This is a genomic window from Pseudoalteromonas luteoviolacea (assembly GCF_001696455.1).
GTDB lineage: Bacteria > Pseudomonadota > Gammaproteobacteria > Enterobacterales > Alteromonadaceae > Pseudoalteromonas > Pseudoalteromonas luteoviolacea_C.
Map to the genome: position 1 here is coordinate 491469 of NZ_MAUJ01000001.1, position 13106 is coordinate 504574.

General features: G+C 43.7%; 14 protein-coding genes. 13 read left to right on the forward strand and 1 reads right to left on the reverse strand.

Going from position 1 to position 13106, the window contains the following annotated elements; all coding sequences use genetic code 11:
* Positions 1-90: 90 nt before the first annotated feature.
* From A7985_RS02075 to A7985_RS02105, 7 genes are all read left to right on the forward strand, one after another.
* Positions 91-933: a trypsin-like serine protease gene (locus A7985_RS02075; protein WP_065788772.1), complete on the forward strand. Its 843-nt coding sequence runs from the start codon at positions 91-93 to the stop codon at positions 931-933.
* A 20-nt stretch (positions 934-953) separates the two neighbouring features.
* Complete coding sequence (locus A7985_RS02080) at positions 954-1349, forward strand: hypothetical protein (protein ID WP_065788773.1); 396 nt, start codon at positions 954-956, stop codon at positions 1347-1349.
* A 293-nt stretch (positions 1350-1642) separates the two neighbouring features.
* Entirely contained in the window at positions 1643-2698 is a 1056-nt protein-coding gene (locus tag A7985_RS02085; protein ID WP_065788774.1) for an energy transducer TonB, read from the forward strand.
* Between the two features lie 183 nt (positions 2699-2881).
* On the forward strand, positions 2882-3769 hold the full coding sequence (locus tag A7985_RS02090) for an ABC transporter six-transmembrane domain-containing protein (protein WP_065788775.1): 888 nt from the start codon (positions 2882-2884) through the stop codon (positions 3767-3769).
* Positions 3759-4907, forward strand: a complete 1149-nt coding sequence (locus A7985_RS02095) for an efflux RND transporter periplasmic adaptor subunit (RefSeq protein ID WP_065788776.1) — start codon at positions 3759-3761, stop codon at positions 4905-4907. The genes A7985_RS02090 and A7985_RS02095 overlap by 11 nt, the downstream gene beginning before the upstream one ends.
* Positions 4904-7996, forward strand: a complete 3093-nt coding sequence (locus A7985_RS02100) for an efflux RND transporter permease subunit (RefSeq protein ID WP_065788777.1) — start codon at positions 4904-4906, stop codon at positions 7994-7996. Before A7985_RS02095 ends, A7985_RS02100 begins: the two co-directional genes overlap by 4 nt.
* Before the next feature lie 81 nt (positions 7997-8077).
* Complete coding sequence (locus A7985_RS02105; protein WP_065790001.1) at positions 8078-8977, forward strand: helix-turn-helix transcriptional regulator; 900 nt, start codon at positions 8078-8080, stop codon at positions 8975-8977.
* Between the two features lies 1 nt (position 8978).
* Here the strand turns inward: A7985_RS02105 and A7985_RS02110 are convergent, their stop codons facing one another.
* Positions 8979-9863, reverse strand: coding sequence for a LysR family transcriptional regulator (locus tag A7985_RS02110; RefSeq protein ID WP_065788778.1), 885 nt, complete (start codon positions 9861-9863; stop codon positions 8979-8981).
* A 155-nt stretch (positions 9864-10018) separates the two neighbouring features.
* Between A7985_RS02110 and A7985_RS02115 the strand changes: the two genes are divergently transcribed.
* The 6 genes from A7985_RS02115 (at position 10019) to A7985_RS02140 (ending at position 13065) form a co-directional block, all read left to right on the forward strand.
* Positions 10019-10633: a glutathione S-transferase family protein gene (locus tag A7985_RS02115; RefSeq protein WP_065788779.1), complete on the forward strand. Its 615-nt coding sequence runs from the start codon at positions 10019-10021 to the stop codon at positions 10631-10633.
* A 13-nt stretch (positions 10634-10646) separates the two neighbouring features.
* Positions 10647-11012: a nuclear transport factor 2 family protein gene (locus tag A7985_RS02120; RefSeq protein WP_065788780.1), complete on the forward strand. Its 366-nt coding sequence runs from the start codon at positions 10647-10649 to the stop codon at positions 11010-11012.
* An 8-nt stretch (positions 11013-11020) separates the two neighbouring features.
* Positions 11021-11224, forward strand: a complete 204-nt coding sequence (locus A7985_RS02125) for a tautomerase family protein (protein WP_065788781.1) — start codon at positions 11021-11023, stop codon at positions 11222-11224.
* A 179-nt stretch (positions 11225-11403) separates the two neighbouring features.
* Entirely contained in the window at positions 11404-12231 is an 828-nt protein-coding gene (locus A7985_RS02130; protein WP_065788782.1) for a class I SAM-dependent methyltransferase, read from the forward strand.
* 35 nt (positions 12232-12266) lie between these two features.
* Positions 12267-12485 (forward strand): DUF6500 family protein, encoded by a 219-nt coding sequence (locus A7985_RS02135; protein WP_065788783.1) that lies wholly within the window; start codon positions 12267-12269, stop codon positions 12483-12485.
* 61 nt (positions 12486-12546) lie between these two features.
* A complete protein-coding gene (locus A7985_RS02140) occupies positions 12547-13065 on the forward strand; it encodes a GNAT family N-acetyltransferase (protein ID WP_218061274.1) in 519 nt (172 codons plus the stop codon).
* The last annotated feature ends 41 nt before the right edge of the window (positions 13066-13106 follow it).

Genomic DNA, 13106 nt, shown 5'->3' on the forward strand with positions numbered 1-13106 from the left:
AAAGCACTATGTATTTTCAAAAGATGGGAAATGTGATAAAAATTTACACTGGAATCAGGTATCTAGAAAGATTAGTAAGGAAAACTAATTATGTTGAAGTCGTTAGTTGCCATTTTGTTCATGTGCAGTTTGTCAGCATCTGCCATCGTCATTCGACATGATGTTGACCCTGAGCTTTATTTAGCTGAAAAAACGGATTTTTTGCCATTGGCGACATTTTATTTCGACGGTGCTCATGGGACCTTGATAGATCCCAAGTGGATTGTCACCGCCGCCCATGCAACATTTTGCATACACCCCAATCGTTTTGTGCATATCGGCACTAAGCTACATAAAGTAAAGCGAATCTACATACATGAAGCGTATAAACCAGGCCATAGTCACGATATCGCGCTCATCGAATTGGTAAAGCCCGTAGCAGGTGTTTTACCAGCAAGTCGTTATCTAATGTCTGATGAACAAGATAAAGGCCTGTGGTTTATTGGCATAGGAGGTACAGGGAATGGCAAAACAGGGCAAACCATAGATAGCTACCAGAATAAACAAACGTTGAGGAAGGCACAAAACACAGTGTCTGAAGCATTTGGTCCATTACTAAAGTTTAAATTTGACGAGGGTGCAAGTGCGTTACCGTTAGAAGGGGTATCGGGTGGTGGAGACAGCGGCGGACCTGCTTATTATGAAAGCTCAACTGGGCCGAGCCTCTTTGGGATAAGCTCAAGGTTCGAAGGCTCGGGAATTGGAAAGTATGGCATCACAGAGATATACACTCGAGTTTCTTATTTTAACACTTGGATAGATAATGTGATGCGTCATCAAGACAGTGCGCCTAAGATACTGAAAAGTCTACCAGCATCTCATTTACCTGCTGGTCTAAATCAAAGTAACTTATCAGAGGTATGTACGCAAATTGGTTTATCTCCACAAAAGTAATTAATAAGAAAAGGAACTTGATGAATATATGGATCTTCAGCGCGGGTGTATTGGCTTTTTTAACCACTGTCGTACATATCTTTGCGGGTCAAATTGACACAGTCAGACCATTCTTAAGCTCTAATTTGGCAGACGTGCCCAAAGCGACACTTTTGGCGTGCTGGCATATGGTGTCAATAGTGCTGTTATTCAGCGCGGTCATATTGAGCTTGGTCGGCTGGTATGCAACCGCCCAATACTACGAAACCGTCTTTTTTATCGGTGTGCTATATGTATTATTTGCCAGCGTTTTTGCTTTTGTGGGCGGATACTTTTTCAAATCAAAAGCATTGTTGAAGTTGCCTCAGTGGTGTTTACTGCTTCCTATTGGAGTACTCGCCATTTGTGGAAGCCAATCAGCTCTATTCACGGTATAAGGCAATTTGAAAGATTATAATTTGATTAATTTATATGCTGTTCTTGTTATTTTAGGGACTGCTCTACGTTTTAGGTTTGAGGGTAATTAGGGCGGTTGTATTATTTACCTTAAAAGGGGTCAGATGACGTTCATTTTTGATAGGATAGTATGCGACAATAATATTAGCCTGTTATGTCCCCTTTGAATTCAATTTTTTCATAGAGCACAAAGTCAAGTGTTCAAATTAAGGGACTTTAAAACATTCAAACGTTATTCGCTTGGGTGTTTTGAGCAATAAAATAAGGGAAGATTATGAATCTTATTTCCGCGATGATACTCACTGCGGCATCATCTCAAGTTGGCAACGCGCTAGACATTGAGACCAATGACTTTTTACGGGAAACTATTACTAATGCGGTACCTATTGAAAGGCCGCCTGCCACCTTTCCGCGTAAGGCTGCCGAACGAGGTCAAGAGGGGTGGGTGCAACTCAGTTACGTGGTCAATGAAAAAGGAGAAGTGGAGTCTGCTGTCGTTGAAAAGTCATCTGGGATCACTTCTTTTGAAAAAGCAGCATTAAAAGCGGTTAAAAAGTGGCAGTTTGAGCCAGCCGTGCAAAATGGTAAGCCAATCAAACAATGTAAAAGCCAAGTCCAAATGGACTTTAAACTGCACAATGCGCAAAAAGGCGTATCTCGGCGGTTTTTGAGTCGTTACAAATCTTTGGTCGCCAAAATTGAGAGTAATGACCTTGAAGGGGTACCTGAAAAGATCGAAGAGTTAAGGGAGATGAACTTAGGTAACTTCACTGAAGACAGTTACTTCTGGGCAGTCATTTCTAGATATCACCTTAAGACGGGTAATGAACTTGAAGAACTCAATGCGCTAGAGAATCTAGTCCGACGAGGAAAAAATTACCTACAAGATGATATGTATTCTGCGTCGGTGGCCCGTGCGACACTGCTCAATTTAAAGCATAACAAGCTTAAAAATGCCATGCGAACCTTTGATACACTGACTGAAATAAAGGGCGCAGAAGATATAACGAAAAAGATAGCGCCTTATATCGATCAAGTACATGCATTTATCGACGATGATAGTAAGCAGATATGGGTAAAAGGCGAAATTTCAGAACAGGCTTTGTGGCACCATGAGTTAGTGCGAAGCGCTTTTACGATTACCAACATTGAAGGTGACCTAACGTCTTTAGAAGTCAGGTGTTTAAACCAATTCTCTGTATATGACGTTCAGCCGGGACTACAGTGGAACATTCCTGCGGGATGGCGCGGTTGCCAAGTGTATGTGCACGGTAGTGAAGGGGCTTCATTTAATTTAGTCGAAACTGCGCTGGCAAAGAAAAAAGCCTAATACATCAGATATTGCGGAGTACTCACTCTGTTTGACTGAGTGTGCCGCAAATAGCCTCGCGCATAATCATGCGCGTGTGTTTTCGATTAAATGCCCCAGCAAATATTAAAACAGCAATCTAGGACACTTTTTATAAAGCAAAATTGGTGATACTTCGGCTCATGCGGTATTTCGGAGTCAGATATGTACACTCAACACTCAATTTCACTGTGGTCTATTGTGAAATTAAGCCCTTTTAAAATTGCCATTACTTGGTCAATGGTTGTTTTAGAAAATATTCTTCTTATTTTGTTACCCCTCTTTATTGGTTACGCGATTGACGGCGTACTAGCAAGTAATACAACCCCACTATTTTGGTTTGCTGCCGCGTTGTTTGGTTTAGTCGTGGTCAGTGTTTTACGCCGCTTTTACGATACGCGTGTATATGGTGGTATTCGGGTCAAACTCGCTGAGCGGGTCGCTCACAATTTAAGAGGGGCGGATGTATCTTCTAAAAGCGCAAGACTTACAATGTCTAGGGAGCTGGTGGATTTTCTTGAAAATGACTTGCCAGCACTTATGACGGCAGCTATTCAACTTGTTTCAATCGTGATTATTTTAGCTACTTTCCACACTTACTTTGCGTTGAGTGTGTTGTTAGCAAGCTGCGGCATGTTGATGGTATACGCTTGCTGCCACAATACTTTTAAACGTTTGAATGGCAAATTGAATGACCAGACCGAACAGCAGGTAAAGGTGCTGAGCGGTAAACCTTTCGCAGCTATCAGCGCGCATTTAGAAAAATTGAAAAAACATGAAATCGCGCTGTCAGATACCGAAGCCCTTGTATATGGCTTTATCTTCGCCCTGTTGTTTTTGTCTGTTCTGAGCAATCTCTGGTTGGTGAATGTGTTGCCTAGCCCAAGTACTGGCGAGGTATTTTCGATATTAACTTACTCTCTTGAATTTGTAGATACGGCAATTATGTTGCCAGTGACACTGCAAATTCTATCTCGACTTAGTGAGATCACTCAACGGTTAAACCGTGACGACGAAACACAATTAACTAAGGAAAGCAGTTATGAAGTTTAAAAATATATTGGCAATTGGGGCGGGAATGTTTGCGATTTTCATAGCGCTGGTAATTGTGGATGAGCTGGCAGTTGCAGAGCAAGTGCAGCAGATCAACGAACCTACTGAACAACCTGTATCTGTGGTGGTTGTGCATGCTGAGCAACATGCGCCAACCGTGAGCCTGTTAGGCAATACGCGGGCACGCCATGTAACCCAGTTGAGAGTATCTAGTAATGGTCAGCTCGGTTGGTTAGATGCGGCCATTGAACCTGGGATGCTAGTACCACAGGCGACACCATTGGCACGACTTGATATGACGCACCTTGCATCGGAATTGGCTCAAGCACAAAGTCGAGTTCGTCATGCCGAGCTTACGCTTGAGCAGCAGCGCCATGAACAGTCAGTGGCTGTGCGTATGCTATCTGAGAATAACCAAAGCCGGTATGCTAGAAGAGAGCCCCAAGTTGCGGCAGCCGAAGCCGATTTAGCGCAAGCTAAACTTGCGCTAGAGAGCACCAGCAAGCGAGTACAAGAAGCGCAAATTGTCGCGCCATTTGATGCGGTGATCCTGTCCAGAGCCGTCAGCCCGGGCGATTGGTTAAGCGCTGGAGAAGCGTTATTTGAAATCGCGAGTAGCGCAAGTATGGATGTTGTAATGCCGGTATCTGAGCCTGTTTGGCGCAAAATGCTGCCACAGCTTCAGTCACAGCAGCTTACAATACAAGTGGTTGATAGAGCGGGTACAAGTTGGCCTGCCGAAATTAGGTATATTGCGCCCAATGTAGACCTCAATACTCGTCAACGACAAGTTGTATTAAAAATCGATAACCCATATAGCTCAGTGGTTTCACTCATGCCAAATCAGCCTGTTCAAGTGACAATCCAGCTTGCCGCTGAGCCTCATGCATTTAAAGTCCCTCAAAGTGCGATCACTCGAGATGGCATGATTTGGGTCGTCCTTGAGGACAATACTTTGCAAAAAGAGCCTGTAGAGGTCTTGTCTAAAACGCATAAGTACGCATTTGTCCGTTTTAGCTCAGTCTCAAAAACAAGCCAAAAAGTCGTGTCATACCCATTGTTAACAATGCTGACTGGCAACAAAGTTGCGCCTGTTTCACCTCAAGTGAAATTGGCGAGTAAGGAGGTGAGTCAATGAGCTGGTTAACGAAATGGTTTATTGATAATACGGTCGCAGCTAACCTGTTAATGTTTGCTATTATCGTCAGTGGGGTCTTGGCGCTTGGGCAATTGAGGGTGGAATCATTTCCACAAATTGCACCATCGAGCATCTCAATAACAGTGCCGTACCCCGGTGGGACTGCCGCGCAAATAGACAAAGGGATCACACAGCGTGTTGAAGAGTCAATTAGTGGCATCGCGGGTATTAAGCAAGTCGTTAGTCAATCGACCGCTGGCCTCTCGACGGTCACAATCCGCAAAACATCAGAAGCAGACATCGACACATTACTCAACGATGTACGCAATCGGGTAAATGCCATTGTTGGCTTTCCTGAATTAGCTGAGCGCCCGATGGTGGCCAAAGATGAATTCACCAACTTAGCGGCATTTGTTGTGGTGTCTGCACCAAGAACAGACGGTAACTTACAACTAATCGCTAAGCAGGTAGAAGTTGCACTAAAAAAGCATGCCGATATTTCTCGGGTCGATAACTGGGGAAGTCGTAGTCCTCAATTGATCATTGAGCCAGATCCAGTGAAGCTCGCGCAGTTAGGTATGACGCTGGAAGACTTTTCTTCTGCCATTGAGCAGTTTTCTCAAGAAACAAGAAGTGGTGAGCTTGCTAGTGACAGTGGGCGTTTGCGAGTAAAAGGAGATGGCTATGCTGACAGTGTGACAAAACTTAAACAGGTTCCCATTATTGTTAGGGCATCGGGTACTGTGCGTGTGGGTGACATCGCAAATGTCTATCGTGATTACGAGCAAAGTGGCGCTATTGTGCGCAATAATGGAGAGAATGCCATCGCGCTACTTGTTAGCACAAGTCGCTCAGACAACCTGCTGCATGTGAGTGCTGCAATTAATGAAACACTTGAACAACTTAGAAAACGCCTCCCAGCGGATGTAAAGCTAAGTACCATGGCAGATATGGCACCTTATATTGAAGAACAGCTGTTTAGGCTCGGTGATAATGCTTGGCAAGGGTTGTTGATTGTTATTGTGCTTTTAGGACTGTTTTTGGACCTGAAGTTAGCCTTCTGGGTTTCTGCGGGTATTCCTGTTGCTCTATTTGGCACTTTAGGGGCGCTCCAGTTGACTGACCATAGTATAAACGACATCACATTATTTGGTTTTATTCTGGTGTTGGGCATTCTAGTCGATGATGCGGTTGTTGTCGGTGAGGCTATCCACGATAAACGAGGCCAATATAAAGAGGGTCGCGTAGCAGCATTCAAAGGGGTCCAATCAGTATCTGTCGCAACCATTTTTGGGGCACTCACCACCATTGCTGCGTTTTCTCCGATGCTTTGGATAAATAATGAATTGGCAAAACTACTGGCTGGTTTTTCGGTTGTAGTGATCATTGCTTTATTGTTCTCTCTCATCGAGAGTAAATTCATTTTGCCTGCCCACCTTGCGCCAATAAAGAATGATAGCGCTGCGCAGCGAGGTTTTATTGGCACAGTGCAAGCATTTGCTCAGTCCTTGCTAGATACGTTTAAAACGCGTGTGTATCAGCCCATGCTAGCGTTAGCTATTCGATATAAAGTTGCGAGTTTACTGTTCTTCATTGCTTTCATTACCCTTGCTTATGGTATGTGGTCAACGGGTGCCATTCGCAGTGCGGTATTTCCAGAGATCCCCGGTCGATACGTTACGGCCAAGGTGTCGTTACAAGATGGTGCGCCACTGCCACTTCAAAGCAAAGCCTTGGCACAGTTAGAGCAAGCTGCAAATCGGGTAGGTGACCAGCTACAGACTCAATATCAGCTAACTCATCACCCTGTCGTAAATTTACTGGCATGGTCTGACGGTTATGGTGACATAGAAGTCACTGCTGAGCTAACCAGTGAGTCATTAAGCTTATTACCAAGCTATTTATTAACGGACAGTTGGCGTGAGCAAACAGGCGCGATTGAAGGCGCTTACTCTGTGCAGTTTTCTGCTTCAGATACACCAGCAGGGGGGACTTTCATCTCTATATCAGCGCCGGAAAAAGCGCTTGCTAAGCACGTTGGCGAGCAATTGTCTGAGTATTTAGCTGTTCAAGGCGGTGTGTCGGATATCTATGACGATGCTGATGGAGGTCAGGTACAGATCCAAATTACCCTCAATGAATATGGTCAACAATTGGGTCTGACTCAACACAATATCGCGAAGTTGGCTGGTGAAGCCTTTGGCCATAGAGAACTGCACCGGATACTTGACCAAGGACAAGAAACCAAAGTCCTAGTGCGGTATGCAAAGGATGAGCGTCAAAGTATAGAGCAACTTAAAGCGAGCTTAGTAACATTTGGTGCTGGGCAAAGTGTCAGGCTTGAAGATGTTGCCTCATTTAGCTTTGAGCAAGTGCCAGAAGTTATCCATAGGCGTGATAGAACGGAGGTTGTCAACGTCTACTGGAAGCAAAATAGACATGTACAATCTCCTGAAGAAGTACTCGCAAACTTACAGAGCAACATCGATAAACTGGAGCGCACATACCCCGGTGTAAAAATAAAGGCTGGAGGGGAATTTGAAGAGATCACGGCCGTGTCAAAAGGGTTTAAATCGGCCATGTTAATGACATTAATACTTATCTATATGTTGCTGGCTATTCCGCTAAAATCTTATTGGCAACCGTTTATTATAATGGCGGTGATTCCATTTGGCTTTGCCGGTGCGATATTTGGCCATTACATCATGGATTTGCCAATCAGCCTGCTCTCTATGTTTGGGATGATGGCGATGACCGGCATTGTCATAAACGACTCTTTGGTTTTGATCACGCGGTTTAATCACTTTTATCGTGGTGGAATGGCGTTGAATGAGGCGCTAATCAAAGCTGGAACAAGCCGATTCAGAGCAATATTTTTAACCACGATTACCACCGTATGTGGTCTATTACCACTACTTTTTGAGCAAGCTGAGCAGGCGCAATACCTTAAGCCTGCAGCGGTGGCATTAGTATTTGGAGAGCTTTTTGCCACTGCGGTTACTTTGATTTTAATCCCAATATTGTTGGGCTTATTTTGTCTCAAGCAACCTAAGCAACAGGCTTCACTATTACATGGGGAGACTGCGTAACTACAATTACTTACACGCTGGTATTTGATTTTAGAGACGTAGCGCGCGATAGTTGTGGCATTGGCCACAACTCGCTTGCTTATGTCTGAAAAAAAATCAAAACCCTATGTGTTGGTGCCTGAATATGCGCTATTGGATCCATTGCCTGAGCACCTTCAAGCGCGCTTCATTAAAGCGCTAAAACTGATGCACCAAGACTTGGCCGCTGGGCTTTGCTGGGAGCAGATAGCCACACAAAGTGCCATATCACCTTTTCATTTTCACCGTCAGTTCTCAGAGCTATTTCATGAAACACCGGGGCAATACTTGAGCCGTGTTCGTTTACAGTATGCAGTTCACTACATTTTTGCTGAAGATGATTTCAAAATCATAGACATCGCCCATGAATGCGGTTTTTCATCATCGCAAGCTCTTGGCAAAGCACTGAAAAAAGCCCTTGGCATGACCGCAAAGGAAATACGAGCAATGGGAATAACGGGTACGCCAAGGCAAACAGCTGAGCTGATGACCAAGCTTGCTCACCCGAGTGAATCAGAATCGTTGGAAAACAAACTCGCAAAAGGTTTGCCTTGTGAGCTGGTTTGGTATCCACAAAGGGGCATGAAGCTGTTGCCTAATGCCAGCACAGACTGGGACACAGTTTTTGAAACGTTTGGTGAAAAATCGACCCGTATTATGGGGATGACGCCTGTTAATCAATTAGAAAAAAGCTGGCAAGATATTGAAACCGATATGGGTGATTGGCAGGTGAGTGGATCTGAGTACACCAAAGTGTTAGCAGAGGGCCACTACTTTTGTTGTGATGTCTACCTTGTCTCTGACACAGCGTACGCCGTAGCGCTTGAACAATTATTTACTGTGATTGAGTCTCAAGGTTATCAATTGGATGTCAACGGCTACCTCGTTGAGATCATCCGTGATATCGAAATGACAGAAACGGGCGGGGTCACTTTCTCATTTCAAGTACCTGTTATTGTGTGAGCTAAGGTGTGCTTTTCTTGGCAAAGTACTGCTCTAAAAACTGAATGCATTGTATTACCGTTTCTGGCACAAAATGTCTGGCAGGGTAGAGTGCATATAGGGTCAGCTGCGGCTTATTCGTGTGGGTGAGTACCTCAACAACCTCGCCATTTTCTATTGCGGTGTCGCATACAAAATCAGGTAAAAAACCTATTCCTTTTCCTGCTTTGATGATTTCTAGCATGAATGGAGTACTATTTACTTTCAATGAGCCACTGATAGCGACCCCATTTTCGATAGGCCATACGTGCTTATTTTTAAAATAAGTGTATTCAAAACAATTGTGTGACTGTAAATCTTTCGCTTCAACGATTGGTGTGTGGTGGTTTAGATATTCTGGCGATGCGCATATTCGGTAGCTAAATTGTGTGAGTGGTCGACCAACATAATTTGAGTCTAGTAATGCACTTGATGCTCGAAACCCAAGGTCAAAGCCATGTTCAACCAGATCCGTATCTTCATCACTTAAATGTATATCTAAATGGATCTTTGGAAACGCCGTCATAAATTGATTAAAAACGTCAGTCAATATTGTCAGTCCCAATGCCATGGGCAAATTGATTTTAAGTACACCTTTTGGCATGTGCCGCATTTGTTGAACTTGTAGCTCTGCTTGAGCAAGCCGGGAAACAAAGTCTTGCGCATGCGCTAAATAAGTTTCTCCTGCTTGAGTCAGTTGCAAATTTCGCGTGGTGCGATGCAGTAAACGTACACCTAAACTTTCTTCTAGTTTGGTTATCTCTTTACTTATCATGGATTTTGAGGTGCGCCTAAGTTCTGCAACGCGAGTGAAACTACCTAACTCGGCTACGTTAACAAATACCTCAATGGCTCGCAATTTATCCATATACTTCTCCGTAAAACTGTTTCTTTGTAGGAAACAGTGAGTTCATATTGTGACTATATATTACACATATGACTTTTTCTACACTGGGGTTGTTAAACAGTTCAGAGGCGTAAGCTCCTGAAATTAATAGCACTGATAGCTTGTAGGAGAAAAATATGTATACCCTTTATTTAATACCTAGTGCGTGTTCCTTAGCGATACAGGTGATGCTACGTGAACTCAATCAACCATTTACATTAGTGGATCAACAAAACACGGAGAATTTTATTGCACTGAACCCGGCAAATAAGGTGCCGGCGCTGGTGGAAAATGGCAACGTATATACCGAAGGCGCAGCGATCATGCTGTACTTGTTGCGCACGCACTCAAGTAAAATGTGGCCGTCCTCACTAGACCTGCAACAGCAAATCATTGAGGACTTGATGTTTGCTAATGCGTCAATGCACCCAGCCTATGGCAGGTTATTCTTTGCATCACAAGCGATAGCTGATGAACCGGCCCGCCAATTATTTTTAGAAGAAGCTGCACGACAGATTAACCAGCTATGGCAAGTGGTGAGTTTGCGATTGCAGCAGCGAGAACACAAAGGTCGATTCCTTGGTGGGGGTATTCCAAGCGCTGCCGATATTTTTTTGGCCGTTTATGCACGATGGGGGGCGCATTTTTTTGTCGACATTCAGATCCCTAAAAATGTCCAGCAAATGCTAGATGGCGTTATGGCGAGACCATCATTCAAAGCCGCATTGTTATCTGAACAGTCGTTGGCGTGATATTGGAGGCCGTATGCATAGTACAAATTTGCAAGATATCGACGCGATTAAATCGGTTGTTAACCTGTATTTTGAAGGACTATTTCATGGCGACGCTAACACGCTTGAATCTATCGTTTGTGAACGCTTGGAATTAAAAGCACCAAATTTGCGGCGACCTCTCGCACAGTGGCTAGCGCTTGTAGCTGCTAGGCCCGTGCCAAAAGATCAAGGAGAGTCTTTTGATTATCGGGTCTTGTCAATTGATATTGAAGGCGAGCAGGCGATGGTTAAAGTTGTTTGCCCTTTACTTGGACGAGTTTATATCGACTTTTTAGGGCTGTTGAAAGAACAGGGTAAGTGGTTGATAGTCAGTAAAATGTATTCAGATATTGTGTAGGAGGGGATATGCCTTACATCCACATTAAAGTTACCGATGAAAATGTGACTAACGAGCAAAAGCGCGCACTCATACAGGGGGCCACGAACTTAATGGTCAAGGTACTCAATAAAGATCCCAAGACAACGTTTGTGGTGATTGATGAGGTTCACACCGACAACTGGGGGATTGGGTATAAGCAAGTATCAGAAATTAGGAAACTCAGTGATTAGTAAAGGCTGAATCGTTGAGTTCATAGTTGAAATTTATGAAGTAATGGTGGGCTTTTCAGGATGAATATGTCCTATAAAAGTTCACTACTTCGTATTTCGACACAGTGCTGCCAAGCTAAATTTTTTTGTTGTTATTGCGTTATGGTTATGGGGCAAAAAAATTAAAGAAGGAACTTGCAATGAAACAGAGTACCAATCTCACTTCTGTACCAGAGACCATGCTATGGACACTTCATAATCGTGCGGTAGAGGCAATGAGGCCTGATGGCATAATTCAAGACGAACATGCAGCGCGTATATATCAAAGCATTGATTATCACTTTGAGCGGAGTTTCGGCAAAGCTGAGCCCTCCCACGCCGTTCGTTCATTAGATTTTGACAGAGAAATCAATGCGTTTTTAGAGCAACACCCCAAAGGAACCATTGTCAATTTGGGTGAAGGACTAGAAACGCAGCGCTTCAGAGTTTCGAATAACAAAGCGCTGTGGCTTAGTATCGATTTACCCGAGTCTATCGAAATTCGAGAGCGGTTTATTCTGCCCGATAAACATCATCTTCACTTATCCTATTCTGCTTTTGATAGAGCGTGGTTTGAAAATGTCCCTAAAGACAAACCTTTGTTCATTTCTGCACAGGGATTATTTATGTATTTCAAAGAGCAGGATGTTGTTAAGTTAATTAAGGACATTGCTGCAACATTTGATAATTGGCGTTTGATGTTTGATACCATTCCAATATGGCTGTCAAATAAGTCGACGTCAGCCACTGGCTGGGAGAAAACGCCTCACTACACAACGCCAAAAATGCCGTGGGGAATTAATCGTGACCAGCTAACTTCCTATTTTCAAACACAATTGCCAAGTGGCTTGCAAGTAACTGATTTGGGGTACTCAAATTTTCCAAGAGGCATGACAAAGTGGGTGTTTATGGCATTGAAGTCATTGCCTATTATAAAAAACAATGCGCCAACGATAGTAAAAATTGAGCCGGTCAAATTTTCCAAGTAAGATAGCTTGGCTAAGAAAATTAAAAGGAAGTGCAAGTGAGACAAAGCCTTAGAGAAAAAATTATTAAAATCTGCGAGCAAAAAATCGATAAAAAAGGAGAGGGCGTTGGTTTGTCGTTCTACGCTTTTTTTGCAAATAAAAATGATGACCCTGATGTGCTGATGGAAGCGGCAGCATGGTGGATACAAACCCATCAGCTCGACCATTTTGAAAAAGCACTTAAAGTAAAAGAAATGGTCAAAAGCGGTCTGTGAGTTTACCTCACAGTTGTCTTTATTTAATTGGCCAGCCCTATAACCTAAACAGAGTCATTACATGATACAACCCAACCTTGAAACTCAGCGTTTGGTATTAAGGCCTTTTTGCGACAGTGATGCGTCGCGAATTGCCGAGCTTGCAGGTGACAAAGTGATTGCTGACATGACAGCAAGTGTACCGCATCCGTACGAACCACATATGGCCACTGAGTGGATCAGTACGCATAAAAGCGCATTCGAGGATAAAACGGCTGTGGTCTACGCAATTACCATAAAAGGGGACAACCGTATTATAGGCGCGGTGAGCTTTCCACAACTGGGTAACGGCGAAGGCACAATTGGTTATTGGATAGGTGTGCCTTTTTGGGGCAATGGTTACGCCTTTGAGGCCGCAAAAGGACTCATCGAGTATTGCAAAGCGAATTTAGGGTTACGCATCATTCACGCTGTACACTTTACAGAAAATACGCGCTCTCAATCAGTGATAGAAAAACTCAAAATCCCATTTCTTGAGGAGACTACACATTTGGTCAAAGGTGCCCAGTGTCCGGTTCGGGTTTATAAAGGGAATGTGTGAAAGTTAGCCATTTATGAATGTGCTTAGTCATGACACAACTT